At 72.1% G+C, this 24,164-nt stretch carries 21 protein-coding genes and 1 pseudogene; 12 read left to right on the forward strand and 10 right to left on the reverse strand.

Annotated features, from left to right (window positions below; all coding sequences use genetic code 11):
- Positions 1–129: 129 nt before the first annotated feature.
- Positions 130–1,542, forward strand: a complete 1,413-nt coding sequence (locus ABIE67_RS42255; protein WP_370269470.1) for an RtcB family protein — start codon at positions 130–132, stop codon at positions 1,540–1,542.
- A gap of 85 nt (positions 1,543–1,627) precedes the next feature.
- Here ABIE67_RS42255 and ABIE67_RS42260 read toward each other — a convergent pair whose 3' ends face one another.
- Both ABIE67_RS42260 and ABIE67_RS42265 read right to left on the reverse strand, forming a co-directional pair.
- Positions 1,628–2,083 carry an archease gene (locus tag ABIE67_RS42260; RefSeq protein WP_370266870.1) on the reverse strand — a complete coding sequence of 152 codons (456 nt, stop codon included), beginning with the start codon at positions 2,081–2,083 and terminating at the stop codon, positions 1,628–1,630.
- 101 nt (positions 2,084–2,184) lie between these two features.
- On the reverse strand, positions 2,185–2,490 hold the full coding sequence (locus ABIE67_RS42265) for a hypothetical protein (protein ID WP_370266872.1): 306 nt from the start codon (positions 2,488–2,490) through the stop codon (positions 2,185–2,187).
- Between the two features lie 245 nt (positions 2,491–2,735).
- Here ABIE67_RS42265 and ABIE67_RS42270 point away from each other — a divergent pair, with 245 nt between their 5' ends.
- Together ABIE67_RS42270 and ABIE67_RS42275 are read left to right on the forward strand one after the other, a co-directional pair.
- Positions 2,736–4,073 (forward strand): gluconate:H+ symporter, encoded by a 1,338-nt coding sequence (locus ABIE67_RS42270; RefSeq protein ID WP_370266873.1) that lies wholly within the window; start codon positions 2,736–2,738, stop codon positions 4,071–4,073.
- A gap of 71 nt (positions 4,074–4,144) precedes the next feature.
- On the forward strand, positions 4,145–5,473 hold the full coding sequence (locus ABIE67_RS42275; RefSeq protein WP_370266874.1) for an enolase C-terminal domain-like protein: 1,329 nt from the start codon (positions 4,145–4,147) through the stop codon (positions 5,471–5,473).
- 75 nt (positions 5,474–5,548) lie between these two features.
- On the opposite strand, the gene ABIE67_RS42280 is transcribed toward ABIE67_RS42275, so the two are convergent.
- Positions 5,549–6,364, reverse strand: coding sequence for an amidohydrolase family protein (locus ABIE67_RS42280; RefSeq protein WP_370266875.1), 816 nt, complete (start codon positions 6,362–6,364; stop codon positions 5,549–5,551).
- A gap of 80 nt (positions 6,365–6,444) precedes the next feature.
- A pseudogene (locus ABIE67_RS42285) lies at positions 6,445–6,853 on the reverse strand (PaaI family thioesterase).
- Positions 6,854–6,927: 74 nt separating this feature from the next.
- Here ABIE67_RS42285 and ABIE67_RS42290 point away from each other — a divergent pair.
- Positions 6,928–7,392, forward strand: a complete 465-nt coding sequence (locus ABIE67_RS42290; protein ID WP_370266876.1) for an SRPBCC domain-containing protein — start codon at positions 6,928–6,930, stop codon at positions 7,390–7,392.
- Positions 7,393–7,528: 136 nt separating this feature from the next.
- Positions 7,529–8,422 carry a polyphosphate kinase 2 gene (ppk2, locus tag ABIE67_RS42295; protein ID WP_370266877.1) on the forward strand — a complete coding sequence of 298 codons (894 nt, stop codon included), beginning with the start codon at positions 7,529–7,531 and terminating at the stop codon, positions 8,420–8,422.
- 40 nt (positions 8,423–8,462) lie between these two features.
- On the opposite strand, the gene ABIE67_RS42300 is transcribed toward ppk2, so the two are convergent.
- From ABIE67_RS42300 to ABIE67_RS42320, 5 genes are all read right to left on the reverse strand, one after another.
- Complete coding sequence (locus ABIE67_RS42300) at positions 8,463–8,846, reverse strand: luciferase family protein (RefSeq protein ID WP_370266878.1); 384 nt, start codon at positions 8,844–8,846, stop codon at positions 8,463–8,465.
- A gap of 163 nt (positions 8,847–9,009) precedes the next feature.
- Positions 9,010–9,909, reverse strand: coding sequence for a YceI family protein (locus tag ABIE67_RS42305; RefSeq protein WP_370266880.1), 900 nt, complete (start codon positions 9,907–9,909; stop codon positions 9,010–9,012).
- A gap of 83 nt (positions 9,910–9,992) precedes the next feature.
- Positions 9,993–11,087 carry a maleylacetate reductase gene (locus tag ABIE67_RS42310; RefSeq protein ID WP_370266881.1) on the reverse strand — a complete coding sequence of 365 codons (1,095 nt, stop codon included), beginning with the start codon at positions 11,085–11,087 and terminating at the stop codon, positions 9,993–9,995.
- A complete protein-coding gene (locus tag ABIE67_RS42315; protein ID WP_370266882.1) occupies positions 11,084–11,947 on the reverse strand; it encodes an intradiol ring-cleavage dioxygenase in 864 nt (287 codons plus the stop codon). The genes ABIE67_RS42310 and ABIE67_RS42315 overlap by 4 nt, the downstream gene beginning before the upstream one ends.
- 143 nt (positions 11,948–12,090) lie before the next feature.
- Positions 12,091–13,830 (reverse strand): FAD-dependent oxidoreductase, encoded by a 1,740-nt coding sequence (locus tag ABIE67_RS42320; RefSeq protein ID WP_370266883.1) that lies wholly within the window; start codon positions 13,828–13,830, stop codon positions 12,091–12,093.
- A 161-nt stretch (positions 13,831–13,991) separates the two neighbouring features.
- Between ABIE67_RS42320 and ABIE67_RS42325 the strand changes: the two genes are divergently transcribed.
- Positions 13,992–15,803 (forward strand): helix-turn-helix domain-containing protein, encoded by a 1,812-nt coding sequence (locus tag ABIE67_RS42325; protein ID WP_370266884.1) that lies wholly within the window; start codon positions 13,992–13,994, stop codon positions 15,801–15,803.
- 129 nt (positions 15,804–15,932) lie between these two features.
- Here the strand turns inward: ABIE67_RS42325 and ABIE67_RS42330 are convergent, their stop codons facing one another.
- The gene (locus ABIE67_RS42330; RefSeq protein ID WP_370266885.1) at positions 15,933–16,526 is read right to left on the reverse strand and encodes a hypothetical protein; all 594 of its coding nucleotides are present in this window, start codon (positions 16,524–16,526) and stop codon (positions 15,933–15,935) included.
- Positions 16,527–16,722: 196 nt separating this feature from the next.
- On the opposite strand from ABIE67_RS42330, the gene ABIE67_RS42335 reads away from it, so the two are divergent.
- The 6 genes from ABIE67_RS42335 to ABIE67_RS42360 all read left to right on the forward strand — a co-directional run bounded on the left by ABIE67_RS42335 (position 16,723) and on the right by ABIE67_RS42360 (position 24,162).
- A complete protein-coding gene (locus ABIE67_RS42335; RefSeq protein WP_370266886.1) occupies positions 16,723–17,895 on the forward strand; it encodes an FAD-dependent oxidoreductase in 1,173 nt (390 codons plus the stop codon).
- A gap of 212 nt (positions 17,896–18,107) precedes the next feature.
- Positions 18,108–20,207 carry a molybdopterin cofactor-binding domain-containing protein gene (locus ABIE67_RS42340; RefSeq protein ID WP_370269473.1) on the forward strand — a complete coding sequence of 700 codons (2,100 nt, stop codon included), beginning with the start codon at positions 18,108–18,110 and terminating at the stop codon, positions 20,205–20,207.
- A gap of 22 nt (positions 20,208–20,229) precedes the next feature.
- Positions 20,230–20,685 carry a (2Fe-2S)-binding protein gene (locus tag ABIE67_RS42345; RefSeq protein ID WP_370266887.1) on the forward strand — a complete coding sequence of 152 codons (456 nt, stop codon included), beginning with the start codon at positions 20,230–20,232 and terminating at the stop codon, positions 20,683–20,685.
- A 44-nt stretch (positions 20,686–20,729) separates the two neighbouring features.
- A complete protein-coding gene (locus ABIE67_RS42350) occupies positions 20,730–21,599 on the forward strand; it encodes a fructosamine kinase family protein (RefSeq protein WP_370266888.1) in 870 nt (289 codons plus the stop codon).
- Positions 21,600–21,754: 155 nt separating this feature from the next.
- The gene (locus ABIE67_RS42355; protein WP_370266889.1) at positions 21,755–22,768 is read left to right on the forward strand and encodes a LacI family DNA-binding transcriptional regulator; all 1,014 of its coding nucleotides are present in this window, start codon (positions 21,755–21,757) and stop codon (positions 22,766–22,768) included.
- 53 nt (positions 22,769–22,821) lie between these two features.
- A complete protein-coding gene (locus tag ABIE67_RS42360) occupies positions 22,822–24,162 on the forward strand; it encodes an ABC transporter substrate-binding protein (protein WP_370266891.1) in 1,341 nt (446 codons plus the stop codon).
- Positions 24,163–24,164: the final 2 nt, after the last annotated feature.

Consider the following 24,164-nt stretch of genomic DNA (forward strand, 5'->3'; position numbering starts at 1 on the left):
CCTCAACGGTACGGGGTGGCCCAGGCTGCGCGCGTGGCCGGGGCCGCGGTACGACCCGCCCCGAGCGGGTACCCCGCACCTGCGATGCCGGACGCCGGAGCGGGCCGGGCCGAGGTGCGGGAGGCCGTCATGGAACTGGTCGAGGAAGCTCCCCACCGCTTCCGTATCGATCCGCACGGGCAGATGCGGGTGCCGGGCGTGGTCTTCGCGTCGCGGAAGCTCCTGCGGGACGCCGAGAAGTCGCTGGAGCAGGTGGTCAACGTGGCCACGCTGCCGGGCATCGTCGGCGCCTCGTACGCCATGCCCGACATCCACTGGGGCTACGGCTTCCCCATCGGCGGCGTCGCCGCGACCGACGTGGCCGACGGCGGGGTCGTCTCGCCCGGCGGGGTCGGCTTCGACATCTCCTGCGGCGTACGGCTGCTCACCGCCGACACCGACGGGAAGGGGCTGGAACCGGCGCTGCCCGCGGTGATGGACGGCCTGGACCGGGCGATCCCGCGCGGCGCCGGCCCCGGTGGGGTCTGGCACCTGACCGGCCCCGGGCAGCTGGAGCGGATCCTGCGGGGCGGCTCACGGTACGCGGTGGCGGAGGGGCACGGCGAGGAGCGCGACCTGACCCGCTGCGAGGACGGCGGGGCGGTCGCCGACGCCGACGTGGACCAGGTGAGCGCGCGGGCGCGCGAGCGCGGGCTCGGCCAGGTCGGGAGCCTCGGGTCGGCCAACCACTTCCTGGAGGTACAGCGCGTCGACGAGGTGTACGACGCGAGCGCCGCCGCCGCGTTCGGGCTCACCGTCGGCCAGGTGTGCGTGATGATCCACTGCGGCTCCCGCGGCCTCGGCCACCAGATCTGCACCGATCACGTCCGGCTGATGGACCGCGCGATGGCCCGCTACGGCATCAGGGTCCCCGACCGCCAGCTGGCCTGCACGCCGGTCGAGTCCCCGGAGGGCAGGCGCTACCTCGGCGCGATGGCGGCCGCGGCCAACTACGGCCGCGCCAACCGCCAGTTGCTGTCCGACGCGGCCCGCAGGGTCTTCCGCCGTGCCGCGAGCACCCGGCTGTCCCTGGTGTACGACGTCTCCCACAACCTCGCCAAGATCGAGTCCCACCCGGTGGCCGGAGCCCGCCGTACGCTCTGCGTCCACCGCAAGGGCGCGACCCGCGCGTTCCCGCCCGGCCATCCGGAGCTGCCCGACGATCTGCGCCAGGCCGGCCAGCCGGTGCTGATCCCCGGGACGATGGGAACCGCCTCGTACGTCCTGGTCGGGGTCGCGGGCGGGGACGCGTTCTTCTCCACCTGCCACGGCGCGGGGCGCGTCCTCAGCCGCCACCGGGCCGCACGCGCGGTGGCCGGCCGGGAAGTGCGGGCCCGGCTCGAGTCGGCGGGCATCGCGGTACGCCCGCGTTCGCTGCGCGGTCTCGCGGAGGAGACGCCCGAGGCGTACAAGGACGTGAGCGAGGTGGTGGCCGCGAGCGAGGCTGCGGGACTGTGCCGGACGGTGGCCCGGCTCGTGCCCTTGGGGGTGGTGAAGGGCTGAGCTGACGGGCGACGCGCCGAGTGGAGTGAAGCGCTGAGTGGGGTGGTGTGAGGGGAAGCGCTGGGGGGGGCGGGGCCGCCGTACCTCACACGTCCACGGTCACCGCGCACGACCACCCGTACGGATCCGGCCCGATCCGCAGCCCGTGCCAGGAGACGCCCTTCGGCGTGGCGCCGGTGACCTCCACGTCCCCCAGCTCGGCGAGTGCGAGCCGGACGTCGAGGTCGCCGTCCGTGGTGTCGGCCTCCAGGTCCACGGGCACGCGGCCGTCCACGTCGAGACGGAAGACGACCTCGTCGAGGAGCGCCGTCAGCAGTTCCTCGTCGCTGTTCTCCGCGAGCCGTACCCGCTCCATGGAGGTGGGCCGCACCGCCGTGACGTCGGCGAAGCACTCCACCATGCCCAGCGCCGCCTCCACCAGACAGCGCTCCCGGCTCACGCCCCACGCCTCGATCCGCACGTCGGCCGTGTGCGGCACGGCCCGATGGCCGCTCTCGCCGTTCCGCCGGGCCTGGATGTCGTCGTCCGTGTCGCCGACCATCGGCACCACCTGATCCGCTCATGCTGTTCGGGTTTTCGGGTTTTCGGGTTGCGGGCCTTTGGGCTTTCGGGCCTTTGGGCTTCGGGTCGTGCTGGTTCGAGTCAGGCCCGTGCGTCGGGATCCGCGGTTCTGCGGAACGGGGAGACGTGACGGGCCCGGTGCCGCCGCGGCCTGCCGTGTCGGTGGTGTGCCGCACCGCTCCTGGCCAGGAACAGGCCCAGGCAGAAGATGAGCGCCAGGGCGAGACCCGAGCAGAAGACGGCCAGCGTGTTCATGGTCGCGATGTCCTGGCCGACCACCGACACGGCGTACTCGGGGCCGCCCGAGAGGTTGTCGGCGATGACCAGACCGGTGAAGACGCCGCTGGCCGCGAGGAGGAGCAGTCCGAGGAACAGCATCCGAGTCATCTCCTCAGGAGGGTGTTACACGGGGACGGGTACCCGCGGGCGGGCACGGCGTACCGCCCGGTTCGGCTCCGTGGGCGCGGAGGCGGCCGGTGAGGGTGCCCCAGGTGAATCGACCGGCGTAGACCCATTGACCTTGGCCATCCATGAACATAATCTCCGTCTTCATATGTAGACGACGTCTTCATGTGGGGACCCCGTTCAGCGGGGTGAACATCGGCGGTCGGCGTTCAAAGGAGAACTGACATATGCCGCTCGTGGTGGTCGGGATCAGTGTGCTGGTCCTGCTCGTCCTGATGACCAAGCTCCGGCTGAACGGCTTCGCCGCCCTGCTCCTGGTGGCGGTGGGCGTCGGCCTGGTGCAGGGGATCGGGCTGGAGAAGATCCCGGACGTGCTCGCCGAGGGCATCGGCGACCAGATCGGCGACACCATGCTCACCATCGGGCTCGGTGCCATGGTCGGCCGGGTGATGGGGGACTCCGGCGCCGCCCAGCGGATAGCCGGCCGGCTCCTCGATGTGTGCGGGCCGCGCTGGGTGCAGGTGGCCATGGTGCTGACGGCCATGCTCATCGGCGTGACGATGTTCTACGAGGTGGCCTTCGTCATCATCGTGCCGATCGCCTTCACCCTCGTCCGGGTCACCCGGGCGAACCTGCTGTGGGTGGGGCTGCCCATGTCGATCGCGCTGTCCACCATGCACAGCTTCCTGCCGCCGCACCCCGGCCCCACCGCGGTGGCCGCCACCTTCCACGCGTCCGTCGGACTCACCCTGTTCTACGGCCTGTTCATCGCCGTCCCGGTCGGCGCGTCCATCGCCCTGCTGTGGCCGCGCCTCCCGTTCGTCCGGGCGATGAACCCCTCCATCCCCAAAGGCCTGGTGAGCGAGCGGGTCTTCGAGGACGACGAGATGCCCGGCCTGGGCTGGTCGCTGTCCGTGGCCCTGCTGCCGGTGGTGCTGATCGCCGGCGCCGCGGTGACCGACCTGGCCGGCTCCGGCGACGGTGGCCTCGCGCACTTCATCGCCTTCATCGGCTCCGCGCCGATCGCCCTGCTGCTCACCCTGCTCGTGGCGATCTGGGCGTTCGGCCCGCGCATCGGCCGCAGCCTGGCCGAGGTCAGCGCCTCGTGCAAGGAGGCCGCCCAGGCGATGGCGATGATCCTGCTCGTCATCGGCGCGGGCGGCGCCTTCAAGAACGTCCTCGTCGAGGGCGGCATCTCCGACTACATCAAGGACGTCACCGACGGCTGGTCGATCTCCCCGATCGTCCTGGCCTGGCTGATCGCGGCCATCCTCCGCGTCGCCCTCGGCTCCGCGACCGTCGCCGTCGTCACCGCCTCCGGCGTGGCGCTGCCCCTGCTCGCGGGCAGCGGCGTCCATCCCGAGGTGATGGTGCTCGCCGTCTCCTGCGGCTCGATCGCCTTCTCCCACGTCAACGACCCGGGCTTCTGGATGTTCAAGGAGTACTTCAACCTCTCCGTCCTCGAGGCGATCAAGGCACGCACCACGTACACGACGGTGCTCGCGATCCTCGGTCTGGGTGGCGTACTGGTGCTGGAGCAAGTCCTGGACGCCCTCAACCTCTGATCCCGCCCACCTGCTCCGACCAGCTCCCTCCCCACCCCGGCGTCACTCACGAGAAGGGCACCTGTCCCGCAATGAGCCAACCCGTCGTCACGAAGTTCGCCGTCTACCCGGTCGCGGGCCGCGACTCCATGCTCCTCAACCTCTCCGGCGCGCACGCCCCGTACTTCACCCGCAACGTCGTCGTCATCGAGGACTCCGAAGGACGTACCGGCCTCGGTGAGGTGCCCGGCGGGGAGAAGATCACGCGAACCCTGCGCGACGCCGAACCACTCGTCGTCGGCACGCGGGTGGGCGACTACCAGCGCGTCCTGCGCGCGATCGAGGCGAACTTCGCCGACCGCGACTCGGGCGGCCGCGGCGCCCAGACCTTCGACCTGCGCACGACGGTGCACGCGGTCACCGCCGTCGAGTCGGCCCTCCTCGACCTGCTCGGCCAGCACCTCGAAGTCCCGGTCGCCGCCCTCCTGGGCGACGGCCGACAGCGCGACTCCGTACGGGTGCTCGGCTACCTCTTCTACGTCGGCGACCCGGACCGGACCGACCTGGACTACGTCCGCGCACCCGACGCCGACGCCGAGTGGTACCGCATCCGGCACGAGGAGGCCCTGACCCCCGAGGCGATCGTCCGTCAGGCCGAGGCCACCTACGAGCACTACGGCTTCCGCGACTTCAAGCTCAAGGGCGGAGTCCTGCCGGGTGCGGAGGAGGTCAAGGCCGTACGGGCGCTCAAGGACCGCTTCCCCGAGGCGCGCATCACCCTCGACCCCAACGGCGCCTGGTCCCTGCGCGAGGCCGTCGAACTGTGCCGCCCCCTGGCCGGCACCCTCGCCTACGCCGAGGACCCCTGCGGGGCGGAGGGCGGCTACTCGGGCCGGGAGATCCTCGCGGAGTTCCGCCGGGCGACCGGGCTGCCCACGGCGACCAACATGATCGCCACCGACTGGCGTCAGCTGACCCACGCCCTGGCCCTCCAGTCCGTGTCCATCCCGCTCGCCGACCCGCACTTCTGGACCATGCGGGGATCGGTGCGCGTCGCCCAGCTGTGCCACGCGATGGGACTCACCTGGGGCTGCCACTCCAACAACCACTTCGACATCTCCCTGGCGATGATGGCCCACTGCGGAGCGGCCGCGCCCGGCGAGTACAACGCCCTGGACACCCACTGGATCTGGCAGGAGGGGCGCGAGCGGCTCACCGTCGAGCCACCGAGGATCACCGGCGGCGAGGTCGCCGTACCCGACACGCCCGGACTGGGAGTCCGCCTGGACATGGAGCGCCTCCTCGCCGCGCACGAGCTGTACCAGGAGAAGGCACTGTCCGGCCGCGACGACGCCGCCGGCATGCAGTACCTGATCGACGGCTGGACCTTCGACCCGAAGCGGCCCTGTCTCGTGCGCTGAGCCAGGATTTGAAGTCGTCAGAGACTGCCAGAGGTTCAGGGACTGCCAGAGGTCGTCAGAGGTCGTCAGAGGTTGTCAGAGGGCGAAGACGCGGCGGGCGTTGCCGTGCAGGAACAGCTCGCGCGTCTCCTCGTCCAGGGCCAGGGAGTCCAGGTGTTCCAGCGCCCGACTCGGCGTGATCATGGGGTAGTTGGAGCCGAACAGGACCTTGTGGCCGCCCCGGCCCCGCAGATACTCCACCAGTTCCGGCGGATAGCGGCGGACGGTGTAGGCGCTGGTGGCGATGAAGGCGTTGGTGTGCTTGTCGGCGACGGCGATCATCTCCGTCGTCCACGGGTAGCCGATGTGCCCGCACACGATCGTCAGCTCGGGGAAGTCCAGCGCGATCTGGTCGATGTACGGGATGGGGCGCCCCGTCTCCGACGGCCGCAGCGGCCCCGTGTGCCCGACCTGGGTGCAGAACGGCACGCCGAGGTCCACGCAGGCGGCGTACAGCGGGTAGTACAGCCGGTCCGTGGGCGGCAGCCCCCACAGCCACGGGATGACGCGCAGTGCCACGAACCCCAACTCCTCGACGGCGCGGCGCAGTTCGCGTACGGCAGTCATGGGCCGGGCGAGATCGGCGCCCGCCACTCCGCGCCGCCGTCCGCCGGCCTGCTCGACGAACGCGGCCACCTCGTCGTTGTCGATCAGCGAGCCCTGCGGCCCGTACCAGGCGGCCGCGAGGCCGACCTCCACGTCCGCGGCCTCCAGCGCCGCCACCGTGACCTCGACCGGCAGGGGCTCGTCGCGCTTCTCCAGGCCGTCGGCCCACCGGCGCAGCGAGTCGAACATCTCGTGGTGGGCGTGGCGCGGCGTCGGATGCTGCATCCAGGCGTCGATGACGGGCACGGGTGCCGCCTCTCTGCGCGGTCGCGGTCGCGGTCGCGGTTGTGGTCGTGGTCGTGGGTGGGTGGATGGTGGCTGGGTGGTCAGGATGCGCAGCGTTCGGTGTCCGGCGCGGGCTCGGTGACCGCGATCGTGCCCTGGGCCACCGCGCACAGGGTCTGTGTGCCGTCGGCATCGACCGTCGTCAGATCGCAGCGGCACACCGCACGCGTACGTCCGGCCCGGATCCCCCGGGCATCGGCGCGCAGGGTCTCGCCCTTGGCGGGGCGCAGGAAGTCGATGGTGAAACCTGCGGTCATCACGCCGGGACCGACCGCGGCACCCGCGGCGAAGAACGGCGCATTCCGCCGCGTAGCCGAGCAGGCCGCCGTGGGCGAAGCCGTGTTGCTGGAGCAGATCGTCGCGAAGGTCCAGTTCGAGTGTCGCCTCACCGTCGCCGAAGGCCGTCAGCCTGGCGCCCAGCAGCACGCTGAGGGGCTGGGCCGCCAGCACCTTGCGGGCGAGGGTCGTTCGAGATCCGGGTCGCCCGGCTCCCCTTCCCGAACCCGCGCCTCTATCGTGAGGCCATGTACTCGACGCGGGTCTCCAGGCATGTGAACGCCTCGCGCGCGGCCGTCTACCGGGCGCTGCTGGACGCGGACGCCGTCGCGAAGTGGCGGGTGCCGGACGGTATGAGCGGGCATGTGCATGAGTTCGAGGGACGGGAGGGCGGGGCGTTCCGGGTCTCGCTCACCTATGACCTGCCGACGGGCACCGGGAAGTCGGACGCGCACACCGACACCTACCACGGTCGCTTCGTGAAGCTCGTGCCGGACGAACGGGTCGTCGAGGAGGTCGAGTTCGAGACCGATGACCCCGCCCTGCGCGGCACGATGACGATGACCACGACCCTCACCGATGCCGACGGCGGCACGGACGTGCTGGTCGTGCACGAGGGGATCCCCGACGTCGTGCCCGCCGCGGACAACGAGACGGGCACCCGTATGGCGCTGGCCAACCTCGCCCGGCTCGTCGAGGCCGCGGCCCGCTGATCTCGTCATCGCCGGGATCCACGCCTGCAACGCCCACTACGGCGACACACCCGCACCCACACCTGACGCCGTGCGTTACGTGATCTTTGCCTGGGGTTCGCCGCGCGTATGAAAGCGCTCGCTTCCATGCGTATGTATGGACACCGAACTGCTGTCAGGGCTGCGCGTCGACTACACCGACCAGGACGACCCCGTACTGATCCGGCCGGACGGCAGCCCGGTGGACACCTGGCGGGAGAACTATCCGTACGAGCAGCGCATGGAGCGCCCGGAGTACGAGTGGCACAAGCGGCTCCAGCAGATCGAACTGCTGAAGCTGCAGAGCTGGATCAAGGAGACCGGCCGCCGGCTCGTCGTCGTCTTCGAGGGACGGGACGCGGCCGGCAAGGGCGGCACGATCAAGCGCTTCACCGAGCACCTCAACCCGCGCGGCGCCCGGGTGGTCGCGCTGGAGAAGCCGACCGAGCGTGAGCGCGGACAGTGGTACTTCCAGCGGTACGTCGAGCATCTGCCCACCGCCGGGGAGATCGTGATGTTCGACCGGTCCTGGTACAACCGGGCCGGTGTGGAGCGCGTGATGGGCTTCTGCAGCGACGACGAGTACCGGCGCTTCATGCGGCAGGCCCCGGCCTTCGAACGGATGCTGGTGGACGACGGCGTCGACCTGATCAAGTTCTGGTTCTCGGTGTCCCAGGGCGAGCAGCGCACCCGGTTCACCATCCGCCAGGTCGACCCCGTACGGCAGTGGAAGCTCAGCCCCATGGACCTGGCGTCGCTGGACCGCTGGGACGACTACACCGCCGCCAAGGTCGCCATGTTCCGTGAGACGGACACCGAGCACGCGCCCTGGACGGTGGTCAAGAGCAACGACAAGAAGCGGGCCCGCGTCGAGGCCATGCGCAGCGTGCTGGCCCGCTTCGACTACTCCGACAAGGACGAGGAGGTCGTCGGGACCCCCGACCCCCGGATCGTCGGCGCGGCCGCGGGCCTGCTGGAGGCGGGGGAGGACGACTTCGAACTCGGGCGCTGACCGTCACCCGCCCTCGCGCCGGCCGCGCGCCCGCCCGTCGCTAACCGCGGGGCAGCACCGTGACGCGACGGAAGTTGCACTCGTCCCCTGCCGTGCGCCCGGCAGGGGAGGGGCGGTTCTGATGGGCCTTGAGCGCGGCACTGACCAGGCTCATCAGCAGATCGACATCAGTGTCGCAGTCGAGATGCACGGTCACCCAGTCCGAGCCGGGGATCAGCCCGATCGCGGTCGACTCCTGGAGATCGTCGTGGAAGCGCCGGATGGCCCCCGCCGTCAGGTGCAGGTCCACGTCATGGTCGGAGTGGAAGTGCACGATCTCGCTGTGGACGGAGCGCAGTGCCCGCCCTGCGCCGCAACTGGCCGGGCCCGAGCTGAGGTCGGGCCAGACTTCCAGTTGTTCCATGGCGCGCTGGGCCAGTGTCATGTCCCCATATTCACCCGATCATCGCTTCGCAACCAGAGGTTGAGCGATTCGTAACCGGGGCGTGAGGTACCTCTCAGCCACCGTGGCCCGGTCTGTCCGGCGGATCGGGCCTAGGGTGCGTGCCGGGCGCCGCGGGCGCTGTGCGGGACTTTCGAAACACCCCCTAGTCGGGCGGGGTCGGGGTGTCGTGCGTCCGGTACATCGCCTGTACGTCGAGCTCCAGCTGAACCGTCGGGCCGACCACCGCGATCCCGCGCGCCAGCATGGTGCGCCAGTTCAGGGTGAAGTCCTCCCGGTGCAGCTCGGCCTTGGCCAGCGCCGCGCACCGCAGCTCCTCGCCGTAGCCGCCGTTGACCGACCCCAGGTAGGTCGTGTCCAGCTCCACCGAGCGGCTCACGCCGTGCATGGTGAGCGAGCCGTGCAGCGTCCACTTGGCGCCGCCCCGGTAGGCGAAACGCGTGCTGGCGAAGTCGATGTACGGGTAGCGCTCGACGTCCAGGAAGTCGGCCGAACGCAGATGGTTGTCCCGGGTGTTGTTGCCCGTCGTGATGCTGGCCGCGTCGATGCGCACGGACCGCGACTCGGTCATGTCGGGCGCCACCCGGATACCGCCCGTGAACCGCTCGAAGCGGCCGTGGACATGGGCCATGCCGACGTGCTTGGCGATGAACCGGATCGCCGTGTGCGGCGGGTCGAACAACCAGGTGCCCGGCGCCGGTAGTTCCAGCTGCCGGGCCGACGTCAGCTGGACCCGCGCGGCGGGCTGGGGCGGACCGGCGACGACGTCCAGCGGCTCCCGGTGCGGTGTCAGGCCCTCGGCCGTGATCATGAGGCTGTAACGGCCCGGCGGCAGCGCGGCGAAGAAGAGGCCGTACGGGTCCGTCCTTCCGGATGCCACGACCTGGTGCGAGTCGAGCGCGGTCACCGTCACGTCGGCCCCGCGCATCGGCAGCCCCACCGGATCCACGACCTCGCGGCCCACGACACCCGCACCGGCCGGCACGGGCAACGGAACACCCGGCGTTCCTCGGGAGCGACGCCTCCTGAGCAGACCGAGGGGCATGCTGATCACCTTTCTTTCGGGCGTGGGGGATGTTCGAGTGCGCGTGGGGGGGGGCGACGGTGGAGGAGGTAAGGGCGGGGAGGTCAGCGGCCGTTGCGAGGCGGCGAGGTCGGCGGTGCGCCCTCGTACGCCGCCCGCAGCAGGGCGAGCACTCCGTCGGCCGTGACCGGGCGGGGGTTGGCGTAGGCCGCCTGCCCCGCGGCCTGCGCGGCGGCCGTCACCAAGTCGGCTTCGGCGAGGCCCAGTTCGGCGAGGGAGCGGGGTGCGCCGAGGCGTCCGGCGAGTTCCCACAGGGCGGTCGGCGCATCGGCCGCGTCGAGGGCACGGGCCACGGCGTCCGTCGCCTCCGGGGCGGCGGACGCGTTGTAGGCCAGGGCATACGGCAGCACCACCGTGTGCGTCCCCGCGTGCGGCAGCCCGAAGCCGCCGCCCAGGACATGGCACAGCTTGTGGTGCAGGCCCATGGTGGTGGCGCCCAGGCAGGACCCGCACAGCCAGGCCCCGTACAGCGCGCGACCGCGGGCATCGAGCGACGTCGGCTCCCCGGCCACCGCCGGGAGCGCCCGCGCCATCGCCCGTACGCCCTCCTCGGCCATCAGCGCCACCAGCGGCGAGGTGTCGGGGGCGTACAGGGCCTCGACGGCGTGCGCGACGGCGTTGACGCCGCTGGTCACGGAGAGCGGTACGGGCAGGGAGACTGTGAGCTCGGGGTCGTAGACCACGCTGCGGGGCAGCACCTTGGGGTCGCGGCCGGTCCGCTTGACGCCGTGCTCGGTCAGACCCCACACCGGGGTCATCTCCGAGCCGGAGTAGGTGGAAGGCACGGCGATCAGCGGCAGACCGGTGCGCAGGGCGATCGCCTTGCCCAGCCCGATCGACGAGCCGCCGCCGACCGCCACGCACCCGTCGGCGCCCGCCGCGCGAGCCGCCTGGACGGCCACGTCGGCGACCTCGGTGGGAACGTGCATCCGGGCCCGGTCGTGCACCCCGGCGCAGGCCGGTCCGAGCGCGTCGGCGACCGCCCGCGCGGTCTCCGCGCCCCGCTCCCCGCACACCACCAGCACCCGCCGCAGCCCGAGCCGCTCGACCTCCCCCGGCGTCGCCGACACCGCGGCGCCGGGCCGGAAGACGACCCGCACGGGCCGGGCCTCGTAGGAGAAGTCGAGGATGTCGCTCACGACCGCTCCAGCACGAGGTCGAAGCGGGCGTGCCGGAAGGGGTTCGCCACGCCGAACTCCCGTGCCGCCGAAGGGTCGTCGACCGGGGCGAAGTCCGTGACGAGCCCCGGCTTGACGGCGAACACCGCGTCCGAGTCCAGGTAGTCGCTCCCCGCCACGAAGATGTGCGTGGTCACCGGGGTGTGCCCCGCGGCCGAGGCGATGAAGTGGATGTGCGCGGGCCGGTAGGGATGCCGACCGGTGGCCGCCAGCAGCCCGCCGACCGGTCCGTCCGTCGGGATCGGATACGGGCTCGGCACGCACGTACGGAACCAGAACCGCCCCTCGCCGTCCGCCGTGAACAGCCCGCGCCCGTTGCCGGGCGGCTGTACGTCCGGCCGCTGCACGTCGTAGAAGCCGTTCCCGTCGGCCTGCCACACGTCGACGACCGCGCCGGGCAGCGGGCCGCCGTCCCGGGTCAGCACCCGGCCGCTCACCACACAGGGTTCGCCGCCGCCCACCAGGTCGATGTCCGCGCCGAGCTCGCGCACCGGGGACTCGGTCATGTGGAACGGGCCCAGGACCGTCGATTCGGTGGCGCCGGGGCCGTGCCGCTCGTTGATCGTCTCGACGAGCATCGACACACCGAGCACGTCCGACAGCAGGATGAACTCCTGCCGGGTGTCCGTGCACATCTGTCCGGTCGCCGTCAGGAACCCGATCGCCCGCTCCCACTCCTCCTGCGTCAGCCGGGACTCCCGCGCGAAGGCGTGCAGATGCCGGACGAGCCCGGTCAGCAGCTCCCGCAGCCGCGGATCCGCCGCGCCCCGCAGACTGGCGACGACCTCGTCAGTGACCGTGTCCGGCGTGTCCCCGGTCATGTCGGCTCCTTCCCGGCTCCTGGCGCTTCCTGGCTTCCCGGTCGTTCCCCCGCTTCTGGGTCCCCTGCTTCTGGGTCCCCTGCTTCTGGGTCCCCTGCTTCTGGACCCCCTGCTTCTGGACCCCCTGCGTCTGGGCGTCCATCTCAACCGTGCCCGAGAATCCGCCGCAGCGCGTCCGTGAGCAACCGTTCGGCGTCCTCGGGCGCGCCGGCGTGCCGGAACGCCACATGGCCGTCGGGGCGGACGAGGAGGGCACCCGCGTCGGAGATCCCGCTCAGGCCGGCCCAGTCGCCGTACGGGTCCTCGTACTCCTGGCCCGGTCCGATCACGACCGTGGCGACGTCGAGGGACTGAGCCTCGGCCGCCCGCCCCCACGCCTCGCCGCCGATGCCGGTGAGCAGCGTGAAGCGGCCCTTGCCGACGGTGTCGAGGGTGGACAGGGTCCGGGTCCCGGAGGTGATCCACGCGTGCGGGAGCTTGGCGCCGGGGCGGGAGGTGGGCTGGTGGTGCAGCTCGGGGTCGCCGGTGGAGCCGGGGTCCGGCGTGCCGTCGGGGACGACCGCGGCGGAGGCGTAGCGCTGGTTGAGGTCGACGCCGTGCGCGTTGAACTCGTACACCTTGAAGGCGATCGCCTCGCGCAGCGCCGCCCGCTGCTTGGCGGCCGCCTCGGTGGCGTCCTTGCGGGCGGCGATGTTGGCCCACAGCTGCTCGGGTGTCTGCGGCGAGAGCCCGTCGAGCGCCTCGAAGATCGGGGCGGTCTCCGCGATGGACTTGTTGGCGCGGGTCACGATCTGCCGGCCGACCGGCGCGCGCTCCACGGTGTAGGTGTCCAGAAGGCCGGGCGAGGCGACACCGTCGAGGACGAGCTTCAGCTTCCAGGCCAGGTTGTAGGAGTCCTGGATGGAGGTGTTCGAGCCGAGCCCGTTGGACGGCGGATGCCGGTGCACGGCGTCACCGGCGCAGAAGACCCGGCCGTTCGCGTAGGTCTCCGCGTACATCTCGTTGACCGTCCACGCCGACGACGACTTGACGGTCACCGGAATCTCGTCGTCGCCGACCAGCTGCCGTACGACGGACAGCGCGTACTCCTCGGTGAGGTCGGGGGCGCCCGCGCTCACGTCGTAGCCCCACACGATCAGCCACTCGTTCCAGGGGCGCACACAGCGCACCAGGCCCGCGCCGATGCCGCCGACCGTGGCGCCGGGCGCCAGCACCCAGTAGAGGGTGGAGGGGCGGTGCGCGGTGTACTTGCTCAGGTCCGCGTCGAAGACGATGTTGATGCTGCCCGCGACGCCCATCTGACCGCCCATGGGCAGCCCGGCGTCCTCGGCGACCTGGGAGCGGCCGCCGTCGGCGCCGATCAGGTACTTGGCACGGACGGTGTACTCGTCGCCGCGCAGCCGGTCCTCGACGGTGACCGTGACGCCGGCATCGTCCTGGACGAAGGACTTGTAGACCGTGCTGAAGCGGAGGTCGGTGCCGCGGGCGATCGCGGCGTTCACCAGCACCGGCTCCATCAGGTGCTGTGGCATGTCGCACATACGGGTCGGGCTGGCCAGTTCGTGCGCGGCCTGCACCAGCGGGTCATTGCCCCAGGAACGCACCCGGCCGAGCTCCTCACCGGCCAGGCTGGTACAGAAGGTCGTGTTGCCCATCAGGTGCTGGGGCGTCGCCTTGGCGATCACCTCGTCCTCGACGCCCAGATCGCGCAGCACCTCCATGGTCCGCTGGTTGGTGATGTGCGCGCGGGGCGTGTCGGCGAGGCTCGCGTACCGGGTGACGACCATGTTGCGCACGCCATAGGTGCTCAGGGCGAGCGCGGCCGACGCGCCCGCCGGGCCGCTGCCCACGATCAGTACGTCGGTCTCGACAACGGTGTGCACGACAGAACGCTCCAGAAGACGAGGCAGGAGAAAGGGCGGGAGACGCGTACGGACTCCGGCCTTTCAAGATCATGGAGCGGTGCGGCCGGTCGTGGGTGTCTCAATACGAGACAGCCCGCCGTCGCCCCGGGCGTACCGCCCCCGCTACGGTGAACAGCGCCATGACCACCACCGAACAACCTCCTGCCCTCGCCCCGCTCCGCCACGCCCGCGAACGGTTTCTGACGGGGCGCCCGCTCCCGGACGGCGTACCGGAGGAGGTCGTCGCGGCCTGGCGACGTGCCCGGTTCTTCGGCGTACGGCCCGATCTCGACGGCCCGGTGCGGGAGTTGGCCGACCCGGTCGACACGCCCCTGCTGGAGGCGGCGCGTCCGGTACTCACCCGTATCGCCCCGGCCCTCGACACCGGACGGTCCGCCCTCGTGCTCACCGACGAGCGGCTGCGGGTGCTCTGGTCGACCGGCAGCGCGCCCGGCGACGACACGTGCCGCGACCTGTCCGAGCGGGAGGTCGGCCACAACAGCGCCGCCCTCGCCCTGCGCACCCGGCGCCGGGCGGAGGTACACGGCCCCGAGCACTTCCTCGACGTATGGCAGGACGTCTCCGCGGTCAGCGTGCCGCTGCTCTCCCCGGAGACGGGACACGTGCTCGGCACGGTGACGATCGCCTCCGGCCTGCGCCCCGGCTGCCGCCCGCACCCCGGCGCCGCCCTCGCCGAGGCGGCCGCGACGGCCGTGGAAGCGGAACTGCGGGCACGCGCGCGTACCGCGCAACGGGCCCTGGTCGACGCATACGAGCGTGCCGCGCGGGGCCGCGAGCGGGCCGTCGTCGCGCTGGACGGCCGCAACCGCCTGATCAGCGAGGCGGCGGCATACCTTGCCTCGCCGCAGGTACTGGAGGCGCTGGAACGGGGCGCGCGGGCGGGGGAGAGGGGGACGGGGAGCGGGAACGGGGGTGAAAGCGGGAGCGGTAACGGTGACGGGAGAGGCAGCGGGAGCGGGAGCGGGAGCGGTGAGTCGTACGGCATCTCTCTTCCCGAGAATGCCGGGTGCACCGTCGAGATCACTCCGGTACGGCACGAGGGGCGGGCCGTGGGTCTGGTCGCCGTGCTCGAACCGCGGCCCGTGGAGCCGGTGTCGGTGCCGGCGAAGCAGCGTGCGGCGAGTGCGCTGGTGGGAAGCTCGGTGCCGTGGCGGCACGCGGTCGCGCAGGCGACGGCGTCGGTCCGGACCGCGGGACCCCTGCTCGTGGTGGGCGAGCGCGGAACGGGCAAGACCACGCTCGCCCTCGAACTCCTCGACGGCATGGCCCCCTTGGTGGTGGACGCAGCCGAATCACCCGAGCTCGGACTCAAACGGGACGAGTCGACCGGTGACCGCCCCCTGCTGCTGCGCCACGCCGAACGGCTGGCCCAGCCGGACGTCGCCGCCCTCAACTCCCTCCTGGACGAGCGCCCGGAAGCGCTCCTGGTCGTCACCTACACGCCCGGAACCCCGCCGGGCCCCTGCCTTCAGCGCCTCCTCGACACCCTCGCCGCCCGCTCGGTGGCCCTGCCCGCGCTGCGCGAACGCCCCGAGGACATCAGGGAGTTGCTCCCCGTCCTCGCGCCCGGGCCGGTCCCCGGCAGCCCGCCGCTGACCTGGACGCTGGACGCCCTGCGGGCGCTGGAGCGGCATCCCTGGCCCGGGAACGTCACCGAACTCGCGCACCTCGTACGGGCGGTGGCGAGTCAACGGAGGGTCCGCGGGCCGGTGCGGCGCAGCGAACTGCCGGACCCCGTCCGCGAGGGACCCGCGGGACGGAACCTCAGCCCGATGGAACTCGCCGAACGGGCCGCCATCCTGGAGGCGCTGCGCCGCCACGGCGGCAACAAGGCGCGCACCGCGGCGGCGTTGGGGATCGCCCGGGCCACCCTCTACCGGAAGCTGCGGGAGTATCAGGGCCGGGATGCGCTGATCACCCCGAAGCCCTGAATCTCCCCGAGGCCAGAGCTTTCCCAGGCCCTGATCACCCTGAGGCCCTGATCACCCCCAGGCCCTGACCGTCCCGAGGCCCTGATCACCCCCAGGCCCTGACCGTCCCGAGGCCCTGTGGGCCCGGCCTCAGCGTGCCCCGGTCCAGTTGTGTGCCACGTCGATCACGACCCGGTCGGTCGCCACCCACACCCGGAACGGCAGCCGTGCCCGGACACCGAGCCCGATCTGCGTGTCCCCTTCGAAGCTGCCGACGAACCGTCCGTCCCGGAAGGTGCGGTATCCCGTGAGGTTCACGCCCTTCAGGCGCTGACCCGCCCGCACGGGATACGTGGGCGTCCCGGTGTCGGGGTCGTAGGCGGGGGCGGCCACCCGTACCTCGAGGACGGCTCCGCCGCCGACGGGGATGTAGTGACCCGAACCGTCCTGGTAGAGGCGGCTGACGTACCTGACGGAATAGCCGAGGCCGGTGCCGGCGCCGGGAACGTCGACGACCATGCGGTCGAAGCAGGCGTGCCGGCCCGTCCTGACGTCGGTCAGCGACTTCGTCGTGGCGGCGGAGCGGGTCTTCGCCACGCTGCCCCAGCCGGTGGGGCAGGCCGTGGTCTGCGTGGTGGTGGTCGTGGTGCTGGTCGCGGTGGCATCGGCCGGGACCGCCGCCACGCTCAACGCGGCGACCATGAGCGCGGCTGTCGTCGCCCATGCGGTTTTGTTTAGTCCCATTTCATCCCCTAGAAGGGTGTGTGTCTGATATTAGGCAAGACATTCGGGTCGGCGGAATGGTTGCACTGTTCCGGAGTTCGTCGGTCCGGGCTGTACAACGATCGGCGGCCCGCTCGGGAACCCGTACCGGACCCGGGACGTTCCACGGAGGACGGCTGCTGCTGACGGGGGCCGCGCGCGTACCGGGGGGGGCGATGTGACGCGGTCGATCGTCATTGGCGGAGGGATCGCCGGTGCCGGAGCGGCTCTCGCGCTGCACAAGGCCGGATTCGATGTCACCGTGCACGAGGCGCACCCCGACTCCGCCGAGGACATCGGCGCGTTCCTGACGCTCGCGAGCAACGGCATGCGCGCCCTGGCGCAGGTGGACGCCTCCGCCGCGGTCACGGCGATCGGCTTCCCGCTGACCTCGATGCGAGTCCTGGACGACACGGGGGCCGAGATGGCCCAGGTGCCGCTCGGCGAGGCCGGTACCCCGCATCTGCGGTACCGGTGCCTCCGGCGCGGCGACCTGAACGCCGCTCTGCAGGCCGAAGTCACCCGCCGGGGCATCGGCATTCACCACGGCACCCGCCTCGTGTCGGTCGAGAACGGTCCGGACGCCGTCACCGCCCACTTCGCCGACGGCACCACGGCGACCGGCGATCTGCTCATTGGTGCCGACGGTCTGAACTCCACCGTCCGCCGGCTCATATCCCCCGACCTGCGCCCGAGTTATTCCGGGCAGCACGTCTTCTACGGCTGCACCGGCGAAGCGCCCGGAGCCGGCCTGCCCGAGACCATCACCATGGTGCGCGGCAGCTCCGTCGTCTTCGGCTACGCGGTGTCGCCGGAGGGCGAGACGTACTGGTTCGCGCGCGTCACCGACGCGCCCCTGGCCGCCGACGCCCTGGCCGAGGACACCCCCGCCCGTTGGCGGGACCTGCTGCTGCCGTTGCTGCGCAAGGACACCACCCCGGCCGCGGACCTCGTCGCGGCCACTCCCGACCGCCTCATGGTCACCAACGCCACCGAACTGCCCACCGGGACGCCCTGGCGCTCCGGCCGGACCCTGGTCATCGGCGACGCGGCCCACGCGGCGTCCCCGGCCACCGGGCAGGGCGCCTCGATGGCGCTGGAGGATGCCGTCGTCCTCGCCAAGTCCCTCAGGGACGCGCCGGACACGGAGGCCGCGCTCGCCCTCTACGAGAGGCTCCGCCGCCCCCGCGTGGAACACAACATCACCGTCAGCGGCAACATCTCCCGCGGCACCCACACTCCGTCCGGCCCCGCCCCGGGCCCTCGCGGCGCGAGTGCGGAACGGCCGGGCGACGACGAACTCATACGACAGCTGGAGTGGGGCACCGACCTCGGGCAGCTCGAGTCCTGAGCGGCCCGAGTGCTGAGCGGCCCGAGTCCTGAGCGACCGAGTCCTGAGCCGATCGCGTCGTAGGCGGCTCGCGCCGTGGATCGATGCAGCGGCCAACCGGCGCAACCCCGGCGGGCACCGGCCCCTCATACAGGTCGAACCGACCCGGGCCCCCGATCCGGGTTCGCGGAGAGGAGTGCCTGTTGGCCCGTCAGTTGTCCCGTCGACAGTTCGTGGTGTACTCGCTCGCGGCGACCACCCTGACCGTCGCGGCGCCCCTCGGCTGCGACGGCTCGACCGCGCAGGGCGCCGAGGAAACCGCGGACGGCGACCGCCGGTCGTCCGACGTCCTGGTCACCGGCACCGACGCGGAGATGCTGGTCCTGGAGGTCACCCAGGCCAACAAGGTCGTGGTACGGCTGCCACGCGTCGAGGTCGGCCAAGGTGTCACCACCGCCGTCGCGATGATGATCGCCGAGGAGCTGGACGCCCGGCTCGCCGACGTCGACATCCCGCTCGCGGACGCCCGCAGTGAAGGCAACCAGTTCACCGGCGGCTCCAGCTCCGTCAGTTCGCTGTACGGACCGGCCCGGCAACTGGCCGCCACCGCCCGTGCCAAGCTGGTGACGGCGGCCGCCCGCCGCTGGCACGTCCCCGCGCGGACCCTGCGTACCCGGGGCACCAGGGTCTTCGCGCCCGACGGGCGCTCGGCCACCTTCGGATCGCTGACCAGGAGCGCCGCCCGGATCACGCGTCCGACGGTGTCGACCGCGCCCAAGCCCGCCTCCAAGCACCGGGTAATCGGGCGGCCCACGAACCGGATCGACGCCCGCGACATCATCACCGGCAAGGCGAAGTACACCGGAGACCTCACGGTGGCCGGAGCCAAGCCGACGGTCGTGGCCCGCCCGCCGACGCTCGGCGGGAAGGTCCTCTCGCTGGACTCCCGGGCGGCCCGCGCCCTGCCCGGTGTCCACGCGGTCGTGCGGATCGACGGCGGTGTCGCCGTGGTCGCGGAGACCTTCCACCACGCTTTCCAGGCTCGGGACGCGCTCCGGATCAAGTGGGCGCCGGGTCCGCTGGCGCACCTCTCCGACGCCGAGATCCGCTCCCGGCTGCGCGCCGCCGTCCCGAAGCTGGGGACCCCGCCGCGCGGATCGGCGCAGACCGAGGCCGAGTTCGAGTTCGCCTTCGTCAGCCACGCGCCCATGGAGGTGCTCACCGCCGTGGCGGACGTACGCTCCGGGCGGGCCGAGATCTGGTTCTCCTCCCAGACCCCGACGACCGCACGCGAGGACATCGCCTCGGCGGTCGGCCTGCCGGTGTCGAAGGTGCGGGTCCATGTGGTGCGCGGCGGCGGCTCGTTCGGGCGGCGCCTGAACCACGACGCCGCGATCGAGGCGGCCCTGATCTCCGAGAAGGCGCGCCGGCCGGTGAAGCTGATGTGGAGCCGGACCGACGACATCCGGCACGGCCGGATGCGCCCGGCGTCCCAGCACCGGATCCGGGCCAGCCACGACCGGGGCCGGGTCGTCGCCTTCGCCCACGCGATGGCCTCGGTCAGCGAGTCCTCCGAGGAGCAGGGCCTGTCCACGCAAGGAGGCACGCGTTCCGCCGTACGCGCCCCCGCGGCGGCCCCGCTCCCCAGCGACAGCGGTCTCTACAACTTCGGCCGCCTCTCCGGCGACTCGGGCTCGGTCGGCCTGGCGATCCCCCTCGGCGCCTGGCGTTCGGTCGACTCCGGCACGGTGCGCACCGCCGAGGAGATCGTCGTCGACGAGGCCGCCCGCAGCCTCGGCAAGGACCCGGTCGCCTTCCGCCGTACGACACTGCGGAGCAAGACCGTGAAGGCCGTACTGGACAAGGTCGCGAGCGCCGGGGACTGGGGCCGGACCATGCCACCGGGCCACGCCCAGGGGGTCGCCGTCCACGAGGAGTACGACTCCTGCGTCGCCTGCCTGGTCGAGATCGACGCCGTCGATCCGAAGAACCCTCGGGTGACCAAGGTGGTGATGGCGGCCGACGTCGGAACGGCCGTCAACCCGCTGGGGCTCGAGGCCCAGCTCATGGGCACCGCCGTCGACGGGATCTCCACGATCCTGCGCGCCGGCCTGCACATCGACCGGGGCGCCGTCCGCGAGAGCAGCTTCGCCGACTTCCACTACGCCCGCCAGCGGCACGCCCCGCTGCACTTCGAGGCGCACATCCTGCCCTCCCGGCGCGATCCCGGCGGAGCCGGTGAACTCGGCGTCCCGGCCGCGGCCGGCGCCGTGGCCAACGCCTACGCCCGGGCGACCGGCACCAAGCCGCGCCGCTTCCCGCTGAACTTCTGAGCCACCCGAAGAGAAGGTACCGATGCCCTCCTACTCCTTCACCCTCAACGGGAAGCGGGTCACCGTCGAGGCGCCCGCCGACATGCCCCTGCTGTGGGTGCTGCGTGACCTGCTGAACGTCACCGGCCCCAAGTACGGCTGCGGGGTGGGCGCCTGCCGCGCCTGCACCAGCCATCTCGACGGCGACGAGATCCAGCCCTGCGTCGTCCCGGTCGCCGACTGCGCCGACCGCGAGGTCACCACCATCGAGGGCCTGGCCGACGGCGACCGGCTCCACCCGGTGCAACAGGCCTGGCTCGACTGCGACGTCGCCCAGTGCGGCTTCTGCCAGCCGGGCCAGATCATGGCCACGGCCGCCCTCCTGAAGAAGACGCCCCGGCCGACGGACGCCGACATCGACCGGATCGAGAACGTCTGCCGTTGCGGCACGTACTCCCGGATCCGCGAGGCGATCACGAAGGCGGCCGCCGGCGGCTGATCACGGTGGCTTCGGCTCGGCCCGGGCCCCGTACCCTGAGCACCGTGCAGAACAGCTCCGAGGACCCGGGTGCCACGGCCGCTCGATTCACCGGCCTGCCGGCGACCGCCCGGCGCCGCCTCTCCGCGGCGCTCGCCGAAGTCACGCTCGACGGCGGCCATGTGGTGATGGTCAAACGCGGAGACGGCCACCGCGCCGCACAGGCCGAGGCGGCCGGGCTGCGCTGGCTGGCCGAGGCCCGTGCCGTCCGGATCCCCGCCGTGCACGGCCACGACGAGCGGCGGCTGGTCACCGACCGGGTGGCGACCGGCCGGCCCAGCGCCGACGCGGCGGAGCGGTTCGGCCGCGAGCTGGCCGCGCTGCACGCCGCCGGCGCACCCGCGTTCGGCGCCCCACCGCCCGGCGGTCCCGAGGACGCGTACATCGGGCTCGCCCCGATGCGCAACGTCACCGGCCCCGACTGGCCCCGCTGGTACGCCGAGCACCGGGTGCTGCCGTATCTGCGTCGCGCGGTCGACGACGGCACGGTCCGCGGCGCCGAGGCGTCCGTGTTCGAGCAGGCCTGTGAACGGCTCCCCGAACTGACGGGCCCCGCCGAGCCGCCCGCCCGACTGCACGGCGACCTGTGGAACGGCAACGTCCTGTGGGGCGCCGACGGGCACACCTGGCTGATCGACCCGGCCGCGCACGGCGGCCACCGCGAGACGGACCTGGCCATGCTCCACCTCTTCGGCTGCCCCCACCTGGACCACATCCTGAACGGCTACCAGCAGGCGGCCCCGCTCGCCGACGGCTGGACCGACCGCATCGCGCTGCACCAGCTCTTCCCCCTGCTCGTGCACGCCGTCCTCTTCGGCCGTGGGTATGCGGAACAGGCCCTCACGGCGGCCAGGACGATTCTGCGCACTCGTTGACGCACGAACTATTGGCGGCGCACGAACCATTGACTGGGCGCCGCCGACTCCCGACACTGGCGTGACTACGTAGTCACGGCGGCGGCCGCACTGTTGCCGCCACCACCGACTACGTAGTCAACAGGCGATCGACCCGCCACCGTCCGGGAGTTCCCATGGCGACGACGATGACCGAGGTCGCCCGTGCCGCCGGCGTCTCCCAGAAGACGGTGTCACGGGTCGTCAACGGCGAGCCGCATGTCAGCCCGGAGGTGCGCGACCGCGTGCTGCGGGTCATACGGGAGCTGGACTACCGCCCGAACAACGCGGCGCGCGCCCTGCTCCTCGGCCGCCACCGGCGGATCGGCGTCGTCTCGCTGGGCACCGCCCTGTACGGGCCGTCGACCCTGCTCATCGCGCTGGAGCGGGCGATGCAGCGGGCGGGATACTCGTTCGCCCTGGCCAGCACCCTGGAAGGGCAGCGAGTGTCCGTCGCCGTCGAGGCGCTGCTGGAGCAGGGCGTCGACGGGATCGTGCTGTCCGAACCCATCGACGACGGCACACCGCTCAGACTCGGCACGGACGTACCCGTGGTCAGTCTCGGTGAGGGCGTCGACCTCACCGACGGCGTGGGCGCGTTCGTCGGCGCCGACGGGGTCACGGGCGCCCGGATCGCCACCGAGCATCTGCTCGCCCTCGGCCACCGCACCGTCTGGCACATCCCCGGCCCGCAGAACTGGTGGGCCGCCCGCGACCGCCTCCGGGGCTGGCGCGAGGCCCTCGCCGCCGCCGAAGCCCCCGAACCACCCCTCGCCACGGAGGGCGACTGGAGTCCGGCCGCGGGATACACGGCCGGCCGACAGCTGGCCCGACTGTCCGACGTCACCGCCGTGTTCGCCGCCAACGACGACATGGCGATCGGCGCCCTGCACGCCTTCACCGAGGCGGGCCGCGGCGTCCCCGACGACGTCAGCGTCATCGGCTACGACGACATCCCCGCCGCGGCCCACCTCTCCCCGCCCCTGACCACCGTCCGGCAGAACTTCACCGCCGTCGCCGACCGCGCCGTGGACCTCCTGATCGCCCGGATCGAGGGCCGCCCCCTACCGGCCGAACCCACCGAACCGGCCACCGAGTTGACCGTACGCGCCTCCACGGGCCCCGTACGCCGTCCGACGTCTCCCCGCTGACCGCACCCCCCGTCGCTCCACCGACCCCACCCGCACCACGTGAGGAGTCACGTGTGTACCCACCCGCACGCCCGAACCGACGCGCCCTGCTGCGCGGCGCCCTGGGAATGGGCACAGCCGCCGCACTCTCCGCCTGCGGAGGCGGCAGCACCACCGCCCTCACCTCCGGCGACGTCACCCTCGCCCTGTGGACCCACGACCCGGGCTACGAGGCCTTCTTCGAGAAGGGCACCCCGGAGGCCGACCGGCTCACCGACTTCCGCTACCACCTGAAGGTCACCCGCGCCGGAGCCTCCGACGTGGTCACCAAGCTCCTCGCCCAGGCCGTCGCCGGGCGCGGCACACCCGACCTGGTGGGCTTCGAGATCGGCAGCTTCCCGCGCATGCTGCGCGGCGACATCGCCGAACGGCTGCTGTACGACCTCACCGACGACATCGCCGCCGTCCCCGGCCTGAAGGACGACCTGCTGCCCGCCCGCACCGCCCCGTTCAGCGAGGACGGCCGGGTCTACGCCCTCGACTCGGACACGCCGATGGTCGTCTACTTCTACCGCGACGACCTCTTCGAGCGGTACGACCTGCCCAAGGAGGCCGTCACCTGGGAGGAGTTCGCCGAACTCGGCGCCCGTGTGCACCAGGACCACGGCGCCTCGATGTGCGTCGTCTCCACGGTCGGCAGCGACGCCGGCCAGGTGGTCCAGTCCTTCCAGATGCTGCTCTACCAGCGCGGCGGCGCCTTCTTCGACGCCGACCAGAACCTCGTCCTGGACTCACCGGAGGCCGAGGAGGTCCTGCGCTTCCTGTGCGACGGGCTGCGCAGCGGCTTCGTCATCGACGTCTCCGACTACTATGGCGCCGCCATGCAGACCGCCCTGAAGCAGGGCCGGGTCATCGGACTGCCCATGGCCATCTGGTACAAGAACTACGGCCTCGTGCCCAACGTGCCCGAACAGAAGGGGAAATGGCGGGTCAAGGCCCTGCCCCGGTTCGCAGGGGGCGGCGCCGTCACGGCCGCCGCGGGCGGCACGGGCTTCGGCGTCATCAAGGACAAGGCCAACACGCGGGCGGCCAAGGAGTTCCTGTTCAACACCTGGCTCACCCATGAAGGCCAGGTCCGCCGCTTCACCGAGACCGGCTATCTGCCCACCCGCCGCTCGGTCTACGACGACCCCCGCCTGAGCGCCGCCCGGGACGACTTCTGCGGCGGACAGCGCCTCTTCCCCCTCTACCGCGACCTGCTGCCCCAGGTACCCCCGTTCCACCAGAGCCCCGACCAGTCGATCCTCTACGACGTGCTCGCCGGCAACCTCCTGCGCGCCTACCACGGCGACCTGAGCCCACGGCAGGCCCTGAAGCAGACAGCAGCCGACTTCGGCGACCAGGCCGGTCGATAGGA

It is taken from the genome of Streptomyces sp. V4I8, assembly GCF_041261225.1.
GTDB lineage: Bacteria > Actinomycetota > Actinomycetes > Streptomycetales > Streptomycetaceae > Streptomyces.

What these genes read in the sequence shown, in the direction of transcription:
- ABIE67_RS42265 (WP_370266872.1), bottom strand. Translation starts at nt 2,490, where the DNA reads ATGACTCGGATGCTGTTCCTCGGACTGCTCCTCCTCGCGGCCAGCGGC.
- ABIE67_RS42305 (WP_370266880.1), bottom strand. Translation starts at nt 9,909, where the DNA reads ATGCCCCTCGGTCTGCTCAGGAGGCGTCGCTCCCGAGGAACGCCGGGT.
- ABIE67_RS42325 (WP_370266884.1), top strand. Translation starts at nt 13,992, where the DNA reads ATGACCACCACCGAACAACCTCCTGCCCTCGCCCCGCTCCGCCACGCC.
- ABIE67_RS42300 (WP_370266878.1), bottom strand. Translation starts at nt 8,846, where the DNA reads ATGACACTGGCCCAGCGCGCCATGGAACAACTGGAAGTCTGGCCCGAC.
- ABIE67_RS42270 (WP_370266873.1), top strand. Translation starts at nt 2,736, where the DNA reads ATGCCGCTCGTGGTGGTCGGGATCAGTGTGCTGGTCCTGCTCGTCCTG.
- ABIE67_RS42255 (WP_370269470.1), top strand. Translation starts at nt 130, where the DNA reads ATGGAACTGGTCGAGGAAGCTCCCCACCGCTTCCGTATCGATCCGCAC.
- ABIE67_RS42315 (WP_370266882.1), bottom strand. Translation starts at nt 11,947, where the DNA reads ATGACCGGGGACACGCCGGACACGGTCACTGACGAGGTCGTCGCCAGT.
- ABIE67_RS42355 (WP_370266889.1), top strand. Translation starts at nt 21,755, where the DNA reads ATGGCGACGACGATGACCGAGGTCGCCCGTGCCGCCGGCGTCTCCCAG.
- ABIE67_RS42330 (WP_370266885.1), bottom strand. Translation starts at nt 16,526, where the DNA reads ATGGGACTAAACAAAACCGCATGGGCGACGACAGCCGCGCTCATGGTC.
- ABIE67_RS42290 (WP_370266876.1), top strand. Translation starts at nt 6,928, where the DNA reads ATGTACTCGACGCGGGTCTCCAGGCATGTGAACGCCTCGCGCGCGGCC.
- ppk2 (WP_370266877.1), top strand. Translation starts at nt 7,529, where the DNA reads ATGGACACCGAACTGCTGTCAGGGCTGCGCGTCGACTACACCGACCAG.
- ABIE67_RS42275 (WP_370266874.1), top strand. Translation starts at nt 4,145, where the DNA reads ATGAGCCAACCCGTCGTCACGAAGTTCGCCGTCTACCCGGTCGCGGGC.
- ABIE67_RS42260 (WP_370266870.1), bottom strand. Translation starts at nt 2,083, where the DNA reads ATGGTCGGCGACACGGACGACGACATCCAGGCCCGGCGGAACGGCGAG.
- ABIE67_RS42345 (WP_370266887.1), top strand. Translation starts at nt 20,230, where the DNA reads ATGCCCTCCTACTCCTTCACCCTCAACGGGAAGCGGGTCACCGTCGAG.